The organism is Halomonas sp. M20 (assembly GCF_020622265.1).
Lineage (GTDB): Bacteria > Pseudomonadota > Gammaproteobacteria > Pseudomonadales > Halomonadaceae > Modicisalibacter.
Map to the genome: position 1 here is coordinate 233,562 of NZ_JACNMQ010000001.1, position 18,130 is coordinate 251,691.

General features: G+C 57.1%; 15 protein-coding genes and 1 pseudogene. 13 read left to right on the top strand and 3 right to left on the bottom strand.

Annotated features, from left to right (window positions below; translation table 11 throughout):
• Positions 1-38 precede the first annotated feature (38 nt).
• On the top strand, positions 39-752 hold the full coding sequence (gene purC, locus H7850_RS01180) for a phosphoribosylaminoimidazolesuccinocarboxamide synthase (protein ID WP_227367569.1): 714 nt from the start codon (positions 39-41) through the stop codon (positions 750-752).
• A gap of 22 nt (positions 753-774) precedes the next feature.
• Here the strand turns inward: purC and tsaA are convergent, their stop codons facing one another.
• The gene (tsaA, locus tag H7850_RS01185; RefSeq protein WP_227367570.1) at positions 775-1,503 is read right to left on the bottom strand and encodes a tRNA (N6-threonylcarbamoyladenosine(37)-N6)-methyltransferase TrmO; all 729 of its coding nucleotides are present in this window, start codon (positions 1,501-1,503) and stop codon (positions 775-777) included.
• 187 nt (positions 1,504-1,690) lie between these two features.
• Between tsaA and H7850_RS01190 the strand changes: the two are divergent.
• A pseudogene (locus tag H7850_RS01190) lies at positions 1,691-2,156 on the top strand (GNAT family N-acetyltransferase).
• A 15-nt stretch (positions 2,157-2,171) separates the two neighbouring features.
• Here the strand turns inward: H7850_RS01190 and nadC are convergent.
• Positions 2,172-3,026 (bottom strand): carboxylating nicotinate-nucleotide diphosphorylase, encoded by an 855-nt coding sequence (gene nadC, locus H7850_RS01195; RefSeq protein ID WP_227367571.1) that lies wholly within the window; start codon positions 3,024-3,026, stop codon positions 2,172-2,174.
• A 77-nt stretch (positions 3,027-3,103) separates the two neighbouring features.
• Between nadC and ampD the strand changes: the two genes are divergently transcribed.
• The 8 genes from ampD to H7850_RS01235 all read left to right on the top strand — a co-directional run bounded on the left by ampD (position 3,104) and on the right by H7850_RS01235 (position 13,522).
• The gene (ampD, locus tag H7850_RS01200; RefSeq protein WP_227367572.1) at positions 3,104-3,652 is read left to right on the top strand and encodes a 1,6-anhydro-N-acetylmuramyl-L-alanine amidase AmpD; all 549 of its coding nucleotides are present in this window, start codon (positions 3,104-3,106) and stop codon (positions 3,650-3,652) included.
• A 315-nt stretch (positions 3,653-3,967) separates the two neighbouring features.
• Positions 3,968-6,652: a pyruvate dehydrogenase (acetyl-transferring), homodimeric type gene (gene aceE, locus H7850_RS01205; protein ID WP_227367573.1), complete on the top strand. Its 2,685-nt coding sequence runs from the start codon at positions 3,968-3,970 to the stop codon at positions 6,650-6,652.
• A gap of 111 nt (positions 6,653-6,763) precedes the next feature.
• Positions 6,764-8,881, top strand: coding sequence for a dihydrolipoyllysine-residue acetyltransferase (gene aceF / locus H7850_RS01210; protein WP_227367574.1), 2,118 nt, complete (start codon positions 6,764-6,766; stop codon positions 8,879-8,881).
• Between the two features lie 247 nt (positions 8,882-9,128).
• On the top strand, positions 9,129-9,785 hold the full coding sequence (gene adk / locus H7850_RS01215; RefSeq protein WP_227367575.1) for an adenylate kinase: 657 nt from the start codon (positions 9,129-9,131) through the stop codon (positions 9,783-9,785).
• Positions 9,786-9,908: 123 nt separating this feature from the next.
• Positions 9,909-10,595, top strand: coding sequence for a tRNA (adenosine(37)-N6)-threonylcarbamoyltransferase complex dimerization subunit type 1 TsaB (gene tsaB / locus H7850_RS01220; protein ID WP_227367576.1), 687 nt, complete (start codon positions 9,909-9,911; stop codon positions 10,593-10,595).
• 34 nt (positions 10,596-10,629) lie between these two features.
• Positions 10,630-11,445, top strand: coding sequence for an undecaprenyl-diphosphate phosphatase (locus tag H7850_RS01225; protein WP_227367577.1), 816 nt, complete (start codon positions 10,630-10,632; stop codon positions 11,443-11,445).
• Complete coding sequence (locus H7850_RS01230) at positions 11,442-12,206, top strand: class I SAM-dependent methyltransferase (protein WP_227367578.1); 765 nt, start codon at positions 11,442-11,444, stop codon at positions 12,204-12,206. The genes H7850_RS01225 and H7850_RS01230 overlap by 4 nt, the downstream gene beginning before the upstream one ends.
• Positions 12,207-12,364: 158 nt before the next feature.
• Complete coding sequence (locus H7850_RS01235) at positions 12,365-13,522, top strand: phospholipase D-like domain-containing protein (protein ID WP_227367579.1); 1,158 nt, start codon at positions 12,365-12,367, stop codon at positions 13,520-13,522.
• A 291-nt stretch (positions 13,523-13,813) separates the two neighbouring features.
• Here H7850_RS01235 and H7850_RS01240 read toward each other — a convergent pair whose 3' ends face one another.
• Positions 13,814-14,461, bottom strand: a complete 648-nt coding sequence (locus H7850_RS01240) for a YecA family protein (RefSeq protein ID WP_227367580.1) — start codon at positions 14,459-14,461, stop codon at positions 13,814-13,816.
• Positions 14,462-14,529: 68 nt separating this feature from the next.
• Between H7850_RS01240 and H7850_RS01245 the strand changes: the two genes are divergently transcribed.
• The 3 genes from H7850_RS01245 (at position 14,530) to H7850_RS01255 (ending at position 18,110) form a co-directional block, all read left to right on the top strand.
• On the top strand, positions 14,530-15,123 hold the full coding sequence (locus H7850_RS01245; RefSeq protein WP_227367581.1) for a SprT-like domain-containing protein: 594 nt from the start codon (positions 14,530-14,532) through the stop codon (positions 15,121-15,123).
• A 167-nt stretch (positions 15,124-15,290) separates the two neighbouring features.
• Positions 15,291-17,240: an acetate--CoA ligase gene (gene acs / locus H7850_RS01250; protein ID WP_227367582.1), complete on the top strand. Its 1,950-nt coding sequence runs from the start codon at positions 15,291-15,293 to the stop codon at positions 17,238-17,240.
• 207 nt (positions 17,241-17,447) lie between these two features.
• The gene (locus H7850_RS01255; protein ID WP_227367583.1) at positions 17,448-18,110 is read left to right on the top strand and encodes a response regulator; all 663 of its coding nucleotides are present in this window, start codon (positions 17,448-17,450) and stop codon (positions 18,108-18,110) included.
• The last annotated feature ends 20 nt before the right edge of the window (positions 18,111-18,130 follow it).

Below are 18,130 nucleotides of genomic sequence, written 5' to 3' on the forward strand. Positions count from 1 at the left end.
ATCAATGACATCTTTCTAACGAATTTGGAGAATCCTGGATGGAAAAACGCGATGAGCTGTATGCCGGCAAGGCCAAGTCGGTCTATTGCACCGATGACCCGGATCGTTTGATTCTTCATTTTCGTGACGATACCAGTGCCTTCGACGGCAAGCGCAAGGAAGCCCTTGAGCGCAAGGGTATGGTCAATAACAAGTTCAACGCCTTCATCATGGATAAGTTGCAGGCAGCGGGGGTTCCCACGCATTTCGAGAAGCTGCTCTCGGATACCGAGTGCCTGGTCAAGAAGTTGGACATGATTCCTGTGGAATGCGTGGTACGCAATCTGGCCGCCGGCGGTCTCGTGCGCCGCCTGGGGGTAGAAGAGGGTATCGAACTCGCTCCGCCGACCTTCGAGCTGTTCCTCAAGAACGATGAAAAAGGCGACCCGATGATCAACGAGTCCCTGGCCGAAACCTTTGGCTGGGCGATGCCGGAGCAGCTGGCGCGAATGAAGGCGCTGACCTTTCAGGTCAACGATGTGCTCAAGCAGTTGTTTCAGGACGGCGACATGCTGCTGGTCGACTACAAGCTCGAGTTCGGCGTATTCAACGGCGAAATCCTGCTGGGTGACGAGTTTTCGCCGGATGGCTGCCGACTGTGGGATGCCAAGACTCGCGAGAAGATGGACAAGGATCGCTTTCGTCAGGGCCTGGGTGGCGTGATCGAGGCCTACGAGGAGGTGGGGCGGCGGATCGGTGTCAGCTTCGAGTAGAAAGTGCCGATTTGCTGCCAGGCTAGTCGATGCCGACCACCCGCATTCTGATTCCGTCGGTCTCGCCCTGGATACAAAAACGCACGTTTACATCGCGTAAGGACACACCATATACCCGCGCTGGCGTATCCTGATGATAGGCCGGTCGCGGGTCCTGTCTCAATACTTGAACGATCAAGTCCCGAAGTGATTCCTCATCGTCTCGCTGCGCAAGTGCCGCCTCGGCTTTTGCTGAAAAATCAACCTGGTAACCGGGCGGTGGGCCAGGTGCAAAACCGGCCTGAGCCTCCGGATGCGATTCCACCCAGGGCAAGTAGGGCTTGATGTCCAGCACCGGTGTCCCGTCGATGAGGTCGTGACCGCTCAGGTGCAGCCGTACTCCGTTCTTTATCTCGATTTTTTCCAGTTCCACCAGAGACAGGCCCAGGCGATTGGGGCGATGAGTGCTGCGGGTGGCGAATACGCCGATCTTGGTATTGCCGCCTAGACGGGGTGGCCGCACCAGCGGTGTCCAGCGTGCCGGGCTACGATGAAAGATGAAGGTCAGCCATAGATGGCTGACATTTTCGAGGCCGCGAACCGCCTGGGGGTCGTCGAAGGGTGGGAGTAAGTGGAGTATGGCGCGACCGGCGGGCGCCAACCCGGGTTGTCGAGGCACGCCGAACTTGTCGGGATAATCGCTGGCAATACGCCCGATAGCGGTTAGAGTGAAATCGACGGCGTGAATCGAGTATGCAGTTTGCTCAGTCATGCCATCATTATGCCGATAGTATTCTCTTTTTTCTTGCAAAAGGCAGTTAGCATGGTCGATCTGGAGAAACTGGCTCATGCCAGCAAGCCATCATTGTCGGATCGGTCGGCTTCGTGTATGGGGAACTGTTCCTTCATGCCTAAAAAGCGCTGTTGAGAGCAATGCGGCTACTGGGGAGATGAAGGTCATGCTGGATCGAATGATTTATCGTGCCGCCGTGCCAAAGGATGCAGCGGATCAAGGTGAGGTGTTCTATCACGCAGTCATGCAAGGGGCTGGTGGCTGCTATACGGTGGCGCAACGCGAAGCCTGGGTTTGTGCATTGCCGCGAGAGGCTAGCGCCTGGGCGGCACGTCAGATGTTCTATCCGACCCTGGTGGCGGTGTGTGATCGACGCTGTGTTGGTTTCGTCGAGCTCGACTTGGAAGGCGAACGTATCGAGACGCTTTATGTCTGGCCCTCCTTGAATCATCGCGGTATCGGCTCGCGTTTGCTCGACTACGCCGAGGGGAATAGCCCGGCTTGGCATCGAGGCAAGCCTGATGCTGGCGCCGGGTCTTGAAAGGCGTGGTTGGCAACGCCTTGGTGAAGAGTGGGTCGAGCGTCAGGGGCAGCGCCTGACCCGAATACGGTTGGAAAAGGCGCTGACCTGACATTCGACATGATGGTCAGCGGGATTCGACGTGAGTAACCCGCATTGATAGATCGATGGACTTGACGTCCTTGGTCAGTGCGCCAATCGAGATGCAGTCCACGCCGGTGCTGGCGATGGCTTCCAGGGTCGATTCGTCGACATTGCCCGAGGCCTCGAGGGTAGCCCGTTGAGCGGTAACGCTCACCGCCTTGCGAAGGTCATCAAGTGAAAAGTTGTCGAGCATCACGATATCCGCTTGAGCGTCGAGAGCCTGGTTCAGTTCGTCAAAATTCTCGACTTCAACCTCCACGGGCAGGTCCTTGGTGATCGAACGCGCTTCCTTTACCGCCGCGGCGATACTGCCGCAGGCTGCGATATGGTTCTCCTTGATCAAAAAGGCATCGTACAGGCCAATGCGATGGTTATGGCCTCCACCGCAGGTGACTGCATATTTTTGCGCCAGGCGCAGCCCCGGCAGCGTCTTGCGCGTGTCCAACAGGCGCACCCCGGTATCGGCAACCCGCTGTACATAGTGGCGCACCCTGCTGGCGGTTCCCGATAGGGTCTGCAGCAGATTCAGCGCGGCGCGCTCACCGGTCAGCAAGCTGCGCGCCGGCCCTTCAAGTTCCAGAAACACCTGATCGGTGCTCAAGACGTCGCCATCCGCGGCCTGCCAGGATAGCGTGACTCGCTGATCGAGACGGCGGAACAGTTCATCGACCCAGGCAACCCCACAGAGCACGGCTTCTTCCCGGGAGATGACCTGAGCCGTGGCCCACTGGTTTTCAGGAATCAACTGGGCGGTAATGTCGCCGGGGCCGGCATCCTCCGCCAGTAGACGTGCGGCACTGGTACGTATGTCTTCGGCAAGGGCTTCGTGATAGTGCATGGCAAATCCTGCTCTGGTGTATGCAACAATATGGGCAGTATAAAGAAAGCCACCGAAATTCGGCAGGGGAGCCCAACATGCGAATCGAGGCGAACTGGTTACAGAATGCCAGGCCCGTAGCGTCACCCAATTTCAACGAGCGCCCGGACGGCGAGGTTTCCGCGCTGGTTCTGCATTCCATCAGCTTGCCTCCAGGGCATTTCGGGGGCGAGGCCATTGAGAAGCTATTTACCAATTCCCTTGATCTTTCCTCACATTCCTACTTTGCTAACCTCGAAGGCTTGAAAGTTTCGGCGCATCTGCTGATCCGTCGAGACGGGGAGCTGGTGCAGTTCGTGCCCTTCGACAAACGCGCCTGGCACGCCGGACGCTCCTGTTGGCAGGACGGCCATCGGCAGCGGCGCGGGCTCAATGATTTCAGTATTGGCGTCGAGTTGGAAGGCGACGAAATTCACCCTTACACGGAACGTCAGTACCGTAATCTGGCCCAGGTGATCAATGCGTTGATGAGTGCGTATCCGGCGCTCACCCAGGCACGTATCACTAGCCATGCGCGGATCGCCCCGTTGCGCAAGAGCGATCCTGGTCCTGCCTTCGATTGGCAGTACCTGCAGCGTTGTCTGTAACAGGAGTGGACACCCGGTAGCAGTACTACATGAGTAGTGGAGGAGAGTGAGCGAGTCTCAGTATTAGTCGCAAGCTCTCAATGCTGCTAAGCAATATAGTTTGTGGAAATTATTTTCATGATGGTTTCAATTGGCAGCAGGAGCGGTTTACGGTATCTTTCTGACCTACATCCATGTATTTATGGTGTGTATTTGTAAATAAATTACATGGCTTTCGGCGGCGTTCCGGCGCAAGTGCCAAATCAAGAGATTACTGGTCCTTTTCGGCACCGTGAAGGGCAGATTGACATCACATCGTGATTCGGAGAGACATCTATGAGTCTGGAGGCAAGAGAGGATCTCGATCCGGTCGAAACCACGGAATGGTTGGATTCCCTGGAGTCGTTACTGGATCATGAAGGCGAAGAGCGCGCGCACTACGTACTGAGTAGGCTGGCCGATCGTCTGCGTCGTGATGGCGTGAAAGTGCCCTTTTCGGTGACGACACCGCATCGCAACAGTATCCCCATTCATCGCGAGGCCCGCCTGCCCGGGGATATGTTCATGGAGCGGCGAATTCGTTCGCTGATTCGGTGGAACATGGCGGCTCAGGTCATTCGCACCAACAAGAAGCACCCTGGGTTGGGTGGTCACCTGGCCAGCTACATGTCCAGCGCCACGCTTTACGAAGTGGGCTTCAATCACTTTTTCCGTGCCGCCAATGGTGATTTCAAGGGCGATATGGTTTATATCCAGGGACACAGTTCTCCGGGTATCTACGCTCGCTCTTTCCTGGAAGGTCGCTTCACTCAGGAGCAGATGGACAAGTTCCGTCAGGAAGTCGACGGCGACGGCCTGTCTTCTTACCCGCACCCCTGGCTGATGCCGGATTACTGGCAGTTCCCCACGGTTTCCATGGGGCTTGGGCCGATCACCGCGATCTATCAGGCCCACGTCATGAAGTATCTGGATGCGCGCGGCCTGCAGCCAATGCATGATCGCAAGATCTGGGCCTTTTTGGGTGACGGCGAATGCGATGAGCCGGAATCCCTCGGTGCGCTGCACCTGGCGAGCCGTGAAAAGCTCGATAACCTGATCTTCGTCGTCAACTGCAACCTGCAGCGTCTCGACGGCCCGGTGCGTGGTAACTCCCGAGTCATGGATGAACTCGAAGGCGTATTTCGCGGTGCCGGCTGGAATGTCATCAAGGTAGTCTGGGGGCGGCTGTGGGATCCCTTGTTCGAACAGGACAAGAAGGGCGTGCTGCAACAGCTCATGGACGAAACCGTCGATGGCGAATACCAGAACTGCAAGGCCCAGGGCGGCGCCTATACCCGCGAGAACTTCTTCGGCAAGTATCCCGAGACCAAGGCCATGGTCGAGGATATGAGTGACGAGGATATCTGGAAGCTCAATCGTGGCGGCCACGATCCTTACAAGGTCTATGCGGCCTACCATGAGGCAGTCAACAGCGCCAACGGCCGACCCACGGTAGTGCTGGCCCACACGGTCAAGGGTTATGGCATGGGCGGCGGTTCGGGTGAAGCCGACATGGAAGCCCACCAGATCAAGTCGATGGATACCGAGGCGCTGAAAAAATTCCGCGATCGCTTCGGTATTCCCGTTACCGACGAACAGCTCGACAGCGGCGAGATGCCTTACTTCAAGCCGGCGGATGATGCGCCGGAAATCAAGTATATGCATCAGCGTCGCAAAGAGCTGGGCGGTTATCTACCGGCGCGCAAGAGTGATTTCGAGGCTATCGAGATTCCTGGTCTCGACGACAAGATGTTCGCTAGTCAGACCAAGGGTTCTGGGGATCGCGAAGTCTCTACCACCATGTCCTTCGTGCGCATCTTGAATGGCCTGGTCAAGAACAAGAGCTTTGGCAAGCAGGTCGTACCCATCATCCCTGATGAAGCACGTACCTTCGGCATGGAAGGCATGTTCCGCCAGCTGGGCATCTATACTTCGGAAGGCCAGAAGTACGAGCCCATGGATGCCGGTCAGATCATGTACTACCGCGAGGACAAGGCGGGTCAGATTCTCGAGGAGGGCATCACCGAAGCAGGGGCCATGTCCGCCTGGATCGCCGCAGCGACCTCCTATGCCAATCATCATCTGCCGCTGCTGCCGTTCTATATCTACTACTCGATGTTCGGCTTCCAGCGTATCGGCGATCTCGCCTGGTTGGCCGGCGACATGCAGGCCCGCGGCTTCATGATGGGCGGTACCGCCGGACGCACGCCGCTCAACGGCGAAGGTCTGCAGCACCAGGACGGTCACAGTCATATTCAGGCCTCGACCATTCCCAACTGCCGCAGCTACGACCCAACCTATGGCCATGAACTGGCGGTGATCGTTCAGGACGGCCTGAAGCGGATGTATCAAGACAAAGAGAACTGCTTCTACTACATCACTTTGATGAACGAGAACTACCAGCAACCGGAGATGCAGGAGGGGACTGAACAGGACATCATCAAGGGCATGTACTTGCTGCGGGAAGTGGCGGGCAAGAAGGGGAAAGGCCATGTGCAGCTGTTGGGCAGTGGCGTCATTCTGAGAGAAGTTGAAGCTGCCGCCGAGATCCTCAAGGAGGAGTATGGGGTCGGCTCCGATATCTGGAGTGTGACCAGCTTCAACGAACTGCGTCGTGAAGCGCTTGAAGTCGATCGTCAGGCCTTCCTCAAGCCCGAGGACGAGCCAGGCAAGCCTCACGTTACGCAGTGTCTGGAAGGGCGTGAAGGCCCGGCCATCGCCGCCACGGATTACATGAAGCTGTTTTCCGATCAGGTACGTGCCTGGGTGCCTACGGATTATCACGTGCTGGGTACCGATGGCTATGGTCGTTCCGATACTCGTGAAAAGCTGCGTTACTTCTTCGAAGTCGATCGCTATTTCGTGACCGTGGCGGCGCTTAAGGCTTTGGCCGACCGTGGCGAGATCGAGCGTAAGGTCGTAGCGGATGCTCTCAAGCAGTATGGCATCGATCCGAACAAGCCCAACCCGTTGGTCTCGTGAAGAGGCAGTGAACATCCTGGTCGGTTCGGGCTACGCTAAAAGGGAAGATGGCCCGAACCTTCCACTTAGGATTTGCACCAACGGTGAGCACGATTAGAAAGGAGCGCGACCTTGAGTAGCGAAATCATCAAAGTTCCCGACATCGGCGACAGCTCCGATGTCGAAATCATCGAGATTGCGGTGTCCGAAGGCGATGTGATCGAGCCTGAAGACACCATGATCACTCTGGAATCCGACAAGGCCAGCATGGATGTACCAGCGCCCAAGGGCGGCAAGGTGGTCAAGGTGTTGGTCAAGGAAGGCGATACCGTTTCCGAAGGCGACGATATCCTCGAGCTCGAAGCCGAAGGCTCGGGTGACGACGATGCCGACGACGACAAGGATTCCGAGCAGACCGATGAAGAGCCCTCCGGTGAACCGGATGTCGAGCAGGAGCCCAAGGCTGACGACAGCGAGGACATCGACAAGGACGACAAGTCACCGAAGAGGCAGAAATCTTCTTCTGGCGGCAAGCGCACCGTCGAGGTCAAGGTGCCGGACATTGGCGATAGCACCGATGTCGAGATCATCGAGATTGCGGTTTCCGAAGGCGACGACGTCAGTGAAGAAGACTCATTGATCACATTGGAGTCCGACAAGGCCTCCATGGACGTGCCAAGCCCCTACAGCGGCAAGCTCGTGTCCCTAGCAGTCAAGGAAGGTGACAAGGTTTCGGAAGGCGATGTCATCGGCACCATGGAAATCGCCGGTGAGGGTGACGAAGGCGACGACGATCAGGACGACGCCGAGGAAGAGACTCAGCAGCCATCGGCGGAAAGTGGTGACGACGCTTCCGAAGAGGAAGACGACGACACCGATAGCGAAGACGACGACTCCGGTAGCGGTGAGCCGGAGCGCAAGGAGATTCGCGTTCCCGATATCAGCGGCAGTGAGAATGTGCCCATCATCGAGATGGCCGTTGCCGAAGGCGATGAGGTGGATAAGGAAGACCCGCTGATCACTCTGGAGTCCGACAAGGCCTCCATGGACGTGCCCAGCCCCTACAAGGGCAAGCTCGTCGAGCTTTCCGTCAAGGAAGGTGACACCGTCTCCGAAGGCGACTTGATCGGATATATTGAAGTGGCCTCCGAGGGCAAGAAGGACAAGCCCAAGAAGGACAAGTCTAAGCAGGACAGGTCGAAAAAGGCCGAGCAATCCGAGAAGCAGTCGGCCAAATCCGAAAAGTCCGAAGAGCAGAAGCAGGCGCAGAAGAGCGAGGACACACCTAAGCAGTCTCAGGCAGCCGACCAAAAACCTCGGGATGGCAAGCTGGTCCATGCCGGTCCGGCGGCGCGCATGCTGGCCCGGGAGTTGGGTGTCGATCTGGCCAGGGTCAAGCCTAGCGGCCCCAAGGAGCGGGTGCTTAAGGAAGACATTCAAGACTTCGTCAAGCAGGCGATGAAAGGTCAGGGCGAGGCTGGTGCATCAGGCGCCGCGGCACCTACCGGCGGATCAGGCATTCCTCAGGTGCCGGCAGTCGATTTCAGCCAGTTTGGTGAAGTCGAAGAGCAGCCGATGGGGCGCTTGCTCAAGCTGGGCGCGGATAACCTGCACCGCAGCTGGCTGAACGTGCCTCATGTGACCCAGTTCGACAAGGCCGATATTACCGAGCTTGAAGCCTTCCGCAAGTCGATGAAGGCCGAAGCCGAGGCTCAAGGCGCCAAGCTTACGCCCCTACCGTTCTTGATCAAGGCGTGTGCTTTCGCGCTGCGCCAGTATCCGCAGTTCAACGTCAGCCTGCATCCAGACGGCGACAAGATAGTACAGAAGAAGTATGTGCATATCGCGGTAGCCGTGGATACGCCGAACGGCCTCATGGTGCCGGTGATTCGTGATGCGGACAAGAAGTCGCTGATCGATCTGGCCAAGGAGTCCGTGGAGCTTGCCAAGAAGGCACAGTCCAAGAAGCTCAAACGTGAGGAGATGCAGGGCGCCTGCTTTACCATCTCCAGCCTGGGTTCGATTGGCGGCACGGCGTTCACACCCATCGTCAATACACCGGAAGTGGCTATCCTGGGGGTTTCCAAGTCCCAGATGGAGCCGGTGTGGAACGGACAGGAGTTTGCGCCACGTCTGATGATGCCACTGTGCCTGTCCTACGATCATCGCGCCGTCAATGGCGCCGATGCAGCGCGTTTCACCGCGTTGCTGGGACAGTTGCTGAGCGACATTCGGCGTCTGCTGCTGTAAAAGTACACGCAATGCCGATCAAGGCGGCCTCTTGGGGCCGCCTTTTTTTGATACCAATGTTCGATTTGCGTCGGTTCTGGCCAGACCAAAGTGTTAATGGCAGGGCCTGTGAGGGACGCTACAGTAAGTAACATGGGCTGTCCTGCGACCATGGTGTGCTTGTCTGGGTCTCTGGGCCCACGTATTGTCGGACGTAATGTTACTTTGGTAACAATTCAAGAATCGAAAAACCCAAGGAGCAGCACCAATGCGTTTGATTCTGTTAGGGCCCCCGGGCGCAGGGAAGGGTACCCAGGCCCAGTTCATATGCGAACATTTCGGTATTCCACAGATTTCTACCGGAGATATGCTGCGTGCTGCGGTCAAGGAAGGCAGTGAACTGGGATTAAAGGTCAAGGAGATCATGACCAGCGGCGGTCTGGTGTCCGACGACATCATCATCGCCCTGGTGAAGGAGCGCATCAATGAACCAGATTGCGCCAATGGTTTCCTGTTCGACGGTTTCCCGCGCACGATTCCCCAGGCCGATGCCATGAAAGAAGCTCAGGTCAAGCTCGATCATGTGCTGGAAATTGCCGTCGACGATGAAGAGATCGTCAAGCGCCTGGCGGGGCGTCGAGTTCACCCGGCTTCCGGGCGTGTCTATCACGTCGAGTATCATCCTCCCAAGGAAGAGGGCAAGGATGATGTCACCGGTGAATCCCTGATACAACGGGATGACGATCTTGAATCAACGGTACGCAATCGCCTCTCGGTCTATCATGAACAGACCAAGCCGCTGGTCGATTACTATCGCGACTGGGCGCAGCGTGAGCCCGATACGGCGCCGACTTATCATTGCGTCGAAGGTACGGGTAGCGTTGATAGCATTCGCAGCAAGATACTCGCTGCACTGCAGCATTGACGCTGACGGGATGGCGACGCACTGGCCCGGGGTGACCCCCGGGCCAGTGCGTTTGATGAGGTGGGTTTTGCCAGAACAGTGCTAGCCGTATAATGCGCGCTCAATTCTCGATGGTGAATGTGCATGGCAACGTTGCTGGCTCTTGATGCCTCCTCGAGCGCTTGCTCCTGTGCGGTATGGCGCGACGGCGAGGTTTTCTCACGGTTTGCGTTGGCGCCACGGGAACATACGCACCGGCTGATGCCGATGATCGATGATGTTCTGGCCGAAGCACAGATATCCCTTACCGATCTCGATGCACTAGCCTATGGGCAGGGGCCTGGCTCTTTTACCGGCCTGCGTATTGCCGCCGGTGTGGCTCAGGGTCTTGCCTTCGCTCTCGAGCGCCCATTGATTGGTGTCTCGACGCTTGCGGCGCTGGCGCTTGCGGCTCATCGACGCTATCGCCAGAGCCATGTCTTTGCCGCCCTTGATGCCCGCATGAACGAGATCTACGTGGGTGCCTACCACTGTCAAGACGATACCGTGATACCGGTGATGGCCGATGCAGTCATGCCGCCTCAGTCGTTGGAATTACCCCCTGCGAACCACGATGTGCAGTGGTGCGGAGTCGGTTCCGGCTGGAGTTTATGGGAAGACATGCCGATAGAGGTCAAGACCGGAATCGATCAGTGCTTCGTCGATCCACAACCTGACGCCGCCGATATGGCGCGACTGGCGGCCAAGGCCTTCGATGCTCAGGAAGGTCGCCCAGCCCATGAAGTGATACCGGTTTATTTACGGGATCAAGTCGCTTTCAAGCGCGGCTGATACAACGACATTTTAAAATATACGGGACATATCGATGGATTGGCTACAGCTTGTGGCGCTGGCCCTGATTCAAGGGCTGACCGAATTTCTACCCATTTCCTCCTCCGCGCATCTAATTCTGCCTTCCCAGATCCTGGGTTGGCCCGATCAAGGGCTTGCTTTCGATGTCGCCGTTCATGTCGGCACCCTGGCGGCGGTGATACTGGCTTTTCGTCATGAGGTGATCGATATCCTCCAGGGCTGGTTCGGGCAGTTTGCAGGCTCCGGAACGTGGGCATCTCGCCAGTCCGAGTCGAGTCGGCTGGGCTGGATGATACTGTTGGCGACACTGCCCGCAGTGATTGCAGGCGCGTTGTTCAATGATCTGATCGAGACGTCGTTGCGCGCCTCCTTGGTCATTGCCATCACGACCATAGGGTTCGGGTTGCTGCTCTGGTGGGCGGATGTACGGGGAGCGCGCAATCGCGATCTGCTTAGCCTGACCTTCAAGGCAGCACTGATCATCGGGTTGTTTCAGGCCTTGGCGCTGATTCCCGGGACCTCCCGCTCGGGTATTACCATCACGGCGGCATTACTGTTGGGCTTCGATCGTTTGAGCTCGGCGCGCTTCTCTTTTCTACTCTCGATCCCACTGATTTTTGCTGCGGGTACGCTGAAAGGGGTGGAACTTGCTCAGATAGGCACTGATGCAGCCATCAACGACGTCGCGATAGGGGCCATTCTTTCTTTCGTTGCCGCACTGGTATGCATCAAGCTGTTTCTTGCCGCCCTCGATCGCATCGGCATGCTCCCCTTCGTGATCTATCGTCTGGTTCTGGGAATGATATTGCTGCTACTTTGGGTGGCATGAGCGCTAATGTCGTTGTAGTAGGCGAAGCGCTACAGGAGCTGGCCGAACGGCTGAACCTGCCCTGGATGCCAACACGCCCTCCGGAAGGGCTGGCACTGATCGAAACGATTCAGGGATTGGCGCTTGCCGGTTCTCCGGCGGACTATGGCAAACCGCTAGTCGCGGATTTTGTTCTGGGAAAAGCGGATCACAGACGTCGTTTCGGTGGTGGTCGTGGGCAACTCGTCGCAAAGGCCTGCGGACTGAGCAAAGGGGTGACGCCACGCATTGTCGATGCGACCGCCGGACTTGGGCGTGATGCCTTCGTGCTGGCAGGTCTTGGTGCCGAGGTGCTGATGGTGGAACGATCGCCGGCCATCTTTGCGCTACTCGAGGATGCGCTGAAACGCGCCGGAGGTGACGATGAAACTCAGTCCGTCGCGGCACGACTGCGACTAGTCCATGCCGATTCGGCGAGAGAGCTGCACCGGGTAATATCCGAAGCGGGTTTCGATCCTCAGGTCGTTCATCTCGATCCAATGTTCCCTCATCGCAGCAAATCCGCTCTGGTAAAGAAGGAGATGCGTCTATTCCGCGCCTTGGCGGGTGATGACGACGATGCACCGCAACTGCTCGAAGCCGCCCTAGCGCTGGCGACCCATCGGGTAGTGGTCAAACGACCGCGCCAGGCGCCGCCCATTGCTGGAACCAGACCGGCTCATGTCATCGAGGGCAAGACCAGCCGCTACGATCTCTATGTGCATCGCACACTCAAGGTCTAGCGTTGTCCATGGGTGAGAATCGCTAGAGCGAACACCGGTTAAAGACGAGACGCCGTCAGGCGATAAAGACATATAGCGATATGCACTGCATTGAAGTGACATCTGAAGAGCGTTGCCGCGTTAGACCGTTGAGAGCAATGTACCGACGAGAAAAGGTGATGCGAAACAAGAAACAGCGTAGCGTTTGGCGAGATGGCAATCATTTTACGCTGTTACCCGGTAGTCGGTGTTATCTACCGGCCATGCAGTCGGCGATCGATCGTGCACGCGTATCGGTTCTGCTCGAACTTTATCTTATGGAGTCCGGGCGTTTGACCCAACGGGTTATTGATGCCCTGAACCGAGCGGCGCTGCGCGGTGTCAGCGTACGCTTAATGCTCGATGGTTTCGGTGCAATGCAACTGAACGAACAGGACCGCCAACGCCTGCGGGCCGCCGGAGTGACTTTACGCTTTTTCAATCCGCTTGCCTGGCGGGGCCTGAGCCAGAATCTGACCCGAGACCATCGTAAGCTGTTGGTGATTGATGAGCAGGTGGCCTTTACCGGCGGGTTTGGCGCCACCGACGAATTTCTCGAGACCTGGTTCGAGATAGCAGTGCGCATCGAGGGGCCGGTCGTCAATGACTGGGTCAAGCTGTTTCTGCATCTGTGGAATTCTCCATTTACCCGGGGCGAAGCAAGAAACCATTCGGCACGTCGTTTGAATACGCAACGAATCAGGCAGGATGCTACGAAAACGCTACCTGCCGATGAGCCCGGAATGCGCGGACGAGTGGTATGGGGGCAAGGCTATCGTTATCAGGCAATCCGCTTCTCGCTGCAGCATCAGATTGCTCACGCCCGGCAGCGCATCTGGATATGCACACCCTATTTCGTACCTACCTTGAGTCTGCGCCGCCGCCTGACACGGGCGGCTCGACGAGGCGCCGACGTGCGCCTTTTGCTGCCCGGCGAAAGCCACGACCATCCTGGCGTGCGCTATGCGGGCCAACGTTTTTATGGTCGCTTGTTACGCGCCGGCGTCAGGATCTTCGAGCATCAACCGATGTTCATTCATGCCAAGTTCTCTCTAGTGGATGAATGGGTCAGCGTAGGCTCCTGCAATTTCGATCACTGGAGCCTGCAATGGAACCTCGAGGCCAATCAGGAAATACAGGATTCAGGCTTCGCCAGCCAGATCGCGACTCTCTTCGAACAACGCTTTGCCCGCTGCCATGAAATTCTGCCTCAGCAGTGGAGGCGTCGCTCCTGGTGGCAGCGCATACGCGAAGGCGTGTATGGGACGCTGGATTCTTGGGCTACCCGACTGCGATAGGCTTTACCCGAAAAGTACCTGCGCTCGTCTATACGGCGTTAAAAATCGGCTCGTGCGCGAGTCCGATCAAAATACTCATTTACACCACGTAAACTCCGTTCTTGGACTCGCAACATCCATGTTGCTCGCTCTTAGAGCAGCGAAGCTGCCCAAATCGGCAATCCTGCCGATTTGTCGCCAATTTTTGCTTTGTGACCCACATGGATGTGGGAAATGCGTTAGCCCGCAGGAGCGGGCTTAGCGCTAGACGTCGCTCGCTGACTTTTCAGACGAAGCCTAGGCTAGCGGGTATTATCGGCGCGGCTTGTTACCGCGTCCGGCGGGTCGTTTCTTGCGCGGCGTTGGCTTGGGCGCCTCTGGCGGTACGCGAAAATGTAGATAAAGATCGAGTACCAGCTCCGGCAGTTGTCGAACGAGGCGTTCCGTTTGAATAGGGTCGCTGGAGAGCTCGGCCATATCCGCTTCCTCGTCAAACAGGCCCGACAAGGCCATGAAGGGCAAAAGCAACGTGGCAGTGCTTTCTTCGTTGTCTTTAAACCAGGCGCTCTCATCCAGGAATACTCCCTCCATGAAGCCTGCACACCAGTCGCCGATGGGGGTCTCTTCCGGCGCAGTACCCTGAAGCTCGAGTTCGAAAGGCAACTCCGGCAAGTGACCATGCTCGAACGACTCTATGGCATTATTTTTGAGCCGCTCCAGTAATCCAAGGATGTCATCACGCTCTGCATCGTCGCTAAAACTCGGTTCGCCATGAAACAATTCGCCGATCCAGGTCGCCGCAGGTATCTCTCGGGGTGCTACCGCCAGGGCCACCAGGAAACCGTGAGCGGAGATGGTGTCCAGAGCATCCTCCTCGACTCGCTCAGAGTCGAGGAAGTCATCGAGCCGGTCCATCTCATCGTCATCGAGCAGTGGTTGGGAGAGGGGTGTCTCTTGCATGGCGTTTCCCGAAAAAGAGAAAATTGATAGTACCTGTTAAGCGGTGCAACAAGGCATTCTAGCATTTCATGACCACACCAACGCTTTCCAACCCAACGCTTTCCAACCCAGCGCTTTCCACCCCGATGCTTCCCACACCAAGCGCTTCTGAACTGGCGGCCCTCGACAAGGCGGAGCTACACGCCCGTGTTCATCAGCGTGTCGAGGCCGCCTGGCGGCTTGCCCGAGAGGTTTACCCGGCGCTACCGCTGCCGAAAGTATGGCTTGATCTGCGAGGCAAATGTGCGGGTCAGGCACACTTTGGGCGTCAGGGGCTGCGCTTCAATCCCGTGCTACTGGCAGAGAATCGCCTGGCCTATTTTATCGATGTCATTCCGCATGAAATGGCCCATTGGCTCGTTCATCATCTTGAAGAAGGTGAACGCATGCCCCCTCATGGTCAGGAGTGGCGCAGCGTAATGCGTCGACTGTATGGACTCGAGCCGAAGGTGACCCATATGTTCGATACCCGAGCGGCCAGTCCGGCTCCGTACCGTTACGAATGTGGTTGCCAAAATCATCACTTCAGCGTTCGACGACATAGGCTCGCTCATGCCGGTAAACATTACGTTTGCCGTCAATGTCGGCAAAGGCTGGTCTGGTCTCGCGAGAAGATAATTTAAAGCTTCCCAAGGTTTTGAATTTAGAGAAGAAAAAGTTTCTACGAAGGTCTAATAGGGAGGAATGCCCCCACTGGGTATATGCTGAAGGGACATTGTAAGCGTCGACTCGGCCATCGGGTCGGTACAGGCACATCCCAAGATACCCGACAGGGTGCAGAGGCTCCAACATGACTGAACAGCAAAAAGTCCATTCCGTGCGTGAGGATTTCGCCGGCAACGCCTGGGCGGACAAGGAAACGTATCAGCGCATGTATCAGCAGTCGGTGGACAACCCCGAGTCATTCTGGGGCGAGCAGGCCAAGCAACTGGAATGGATCAAGGCCCCGACGAGGATCAAGCACACTGTCTTTGACACCCACAACGTCGATATCCGCTGGTTCGAGGACGGTGAACTCAATGTCAGTGCCAACTGTCTCGACCGTCACCTGGAGAAGCGGGGCGACCAGCCCGCTATCATCTGGGAAGGCGATGACCCCAACGAAAGCAAGACCCTGACCTATCGTCAACTGCATGAGCAGACCTGTCAGCTGGCCAACGCTTACAAGGCGCTTGGGGTGGGCAAGGGGGATGTCGTGACCCTGTACATGCCGATGATTCCCGAGGCGGCCATGGCGATGCTGGCCTGCGCTCGTATCGGCGCGATTCATTCGGTAGTGTTCGGCGGTTTCTCACCGGATGCCCTGGCCCAGCGGGTCGTCGATGCCCAGTCGAAGCTGATCATTACCGCCGATGAGTCGGTACGCGGTGGTAAGCGGGTTCCCCTCAAGGACAACGTCGATGCGGCCATGACCCGAGACGGTACCGATGTGGTCACCAATGTTCTGGTAGTAAAGCGCACTGGTGGTGAAACCGAGTGGCACGATGGGCGCGATCTCTGGTACCACGAACAGGTTGAGCAGCAGTCCACCGAGTGTGCGCCAGAGACGATGAATGCTGAGGATCCGTTATTCATCCTGTATACCTCGGGTTCCACCGGTGCGCCGAAAGGCCTCAAACACACCACTGGTGGGTATCTGCTACAGACTGCTATGACCCACAAATATGTCTTTGATTATCAGGAAGGTGAAGTCTACTGGTGTAGTGCGGATGTGGGCTGGGTCACCGGGCATAGCTATATCGTCTACGGGCCATTGGCAAACGGCGGTATCACGCTGATGTTCGAGGGGGTGCCTAGCTACCCATCCCATGGCCGTATGGGCGAAATCATCGACAAACATAAGGTAGCGATCCTGTACACGTCGCCCACCGCCATTCGGGCGCTGATGGCCCATGGCGACAATGTCATGGACTCGAGCACGCGTGACAGCCTGCGAGTACTCGGGTCCGTAGGCGAGCCCATCAATCCCGAAGCCTGGGACTGGTTCTACCGGGTGATCGGCAACTCTAAATGCCCCATCGTCGACACCTGGTGGCAGACCGAGACTGGCGCCATCATGATTGCTCCCTTGCCCGGCGCCATCGCTCTCAAACCCGGTTCAGCCACGCTGCCGTTCTTTGGCGTTCAGCCTGCCCTGGTAAACAACGAAGGCGAGATTCTCGAAGGTGCCAACGATGGCAACTTGGTCATTCTCGATTCCTGGCCGGCTCAGGCGCGCTCCATCTGGAATAACCACGAGCGTTTCATCCAGACCTATTTCTCCGCTTATAAAGGCATGTACTTTACTGGAGATGGCTGTCGTCGGGATGAAGATGGCTACTACTGGATCACCGGCCGAGTCGACGATGTGATCAACGTGTCCGGCCACCGCATGGGCACTGCGGAGATCGAATCCTCCCTGGTGGCTCACAAGGCAGTGGCCGAGGCCGCCGTGGTGGGGTACCCGCACGACCTCAAGGGTCAGGGAATCTATATCTATGTCACCCTGGGGGATGACTACGAGCCCAGCGACGAACTCAAGAAAGAGCTTGTGCAGTGGGTGCGCAAGGATATCGGGCCTATTGCCTCGCCGGATGTCATCCAGTGGTCTCCAGGGTTGCCCAAGACCCGGTCAGGCAAGATCATGCGGCGCATTCTGCGCAAGATCGCGGCCAACGAGACGGATGGCCTAGGAGATACTAGTACCCTGGCAGATCCAAGCGTGGTCGATGATCTGATCGAGAATCGCGCCAACCGTTGAATGTGTTACTCATCGTTTTCAGTGACCGGCTTTCCCAGAGCCGGTTTTTTTACGAACATTCGTACCGCCCATCAAAGGCGCGCAGCGCTTGGGGATCGGCTCCGGCATGGGGTAACATGGTGTAAGAGAATAGTGAACACAATTGACGTCGTGATGAATGACGTACCATCCTAGTGCAAGCCAGTGCAGGGAACCGGAGAGGACTTAATGGCCTTTGCCCAGAAATTCATAGTTGCCGATGACCACCCGCTGTTCCGCGCCGCGTTGACGCAAGCCTTGCGCCAGGTTGCTTCTCAAGCTGAAATCGTCGAAGCGGATACTATGGAAGCGACCACCGAGGTGGTAACGCGCCATCCCGATGCGGATCTGATCTTGCTGGATCTACACATGCCCGGGGCGCACGGGTTTTCCGGCTTGATTCAATTGCGTGGGCAGACCCCGGATATTCCTGTCGCCGTGGTATCAGGCAGTGACGAACCCTATGTGGTGCGTCGGGCCATCGATTATGGTGCGTCTGGTTTCATCCCCAAATCCTCCTCCCTGGCGATGATCTCCCAAGCCGTTGGCGAAATTCTCGAAGGTGAAATCTGGCTGCCGGAAGCATTGGCCGCCACGCTTGGGGAAACCAACGAAGAAGAGACACGTTTCGCAGAAGCGATCGCCTCGCTTACCCCCCAGCAGTTTCGTGTGCTCAACATGCTCACTGAAGGGTTGCTCAACAAACAGATCGCTTATGAGTTGAGCGTCTCCGAGGCCACTATCAAGGCCCATGTGACCGCCATCCTGCGCAAACTAGGGGTGCATTCGCGCACTCAGGCGGTCATTGCGGCCCAGAAACTCGAAGTCGAGCCGCCCAAGGTCGAGTCCTGATAGTCTGAAGCACTATCGGC

What these genes read in the sequence shown, in the direction of transcription:
- H7850_RS01245 (WP_227367581.1), top strand. Translation starts at nt 14,530, where the DNA reads ATGACCACACCAACGCTTTCCAACCCAACGCTTTCCAACCCAGCGCTT.
- nadC (WP_227367571.1), bottom strand. Translation starts at nt 3,026, where the DNA reads ATGCACTATCACGAAGCCCTTGCCGAAGACATACGTACCAGTGCCGCA.
- purC (WP_227367569.1), top strand. Translation starts at nt 39, where the DNA reads ATGGAAAAACGCGATGAGCTGTATGCCGGCAAGGCCAAGTCGGTCTAT.
- aceE (WP_227367573.1), top strand. Translation starts at nt 3,968, where the DNA reads ATGAGTCTGGAGGCAAGAGAGGATCTCGATCCGGTCGAAACCACGGAA.
- acs (WP_227367582.1), top strand. Translation starts at nt 15,291, where the DNA reads ATGACTGAACAGCAAAAAGTCCATTCCGTGCGTGAGGATTTCGCCGGC.
- H7850_RS01230 (WP_227367578.1), top strand. Translation starts at nt 11,442, where the DNA reads ATGAGCGCTAATGTCGTTGTAGTAGGCGAAGCGCTACAGGAGCTGGCC.
- ampD (WP_227367572.1), top strand. Translation starts at nt 3,104, where the DNA reads ATGCGAATCGAGGCGAACTGGTTACAGAATGCCAGGCCCGTAGCGTCA.
- H7850_RS01240 (WP_227367580.1), bottom strand. Translation starts at nt 14,461, where the DNA reads ATGCAAGAGACACCCCTCTCCCAACCACTGCTCGATGACGATGAGATG.
- H7850_RS01255 (WP_227367583.1), top strand. Translation starts at nt 17,448, where the DNA reads ATGGCCTTTGCCCAGAAATTCATAGTTGCCGATGACCACCCGCTGTTC.
- tsaA (WP_227367570.1), bottom strand. Translation starts at nt 1,503, where the DNA reads ATGACTGAGCAAACTGCATACTCGATTCACGCCGTCGATTTCACTCTA.
- adk (WP_227367575.1), top strand. Translation starts at nt 9,129, where the DNA reads ATGCGTTTGATTCTGTTAGGGCCCCCGGGCGCAGGGAAGGGTACCCAG.
- tsaB (WP_227367576.1), top strand. Translation starts at nt 9,909, where the DNA reads ATGGCAACGTTGCTGGCTCTTGATGCCTCCTCGAGCGCTTGCTCCTGT.
- H7850_RS01235 (WP_227367579.1), top strand. Translation starts at nt 12,365, where the DNA reads ATGCGAAACAAGAAACAGCGTAGCGTTTGGCGAGATGGCAATCATTTT.
- H7850_RS01225 (WP_227367577.1), top strand. Translation starts at nt 10,630, where the DNA reads ATGGATTGGCTACAGCTTGTGGCGCTGGCCCTGATTCAAGGGCTGACC.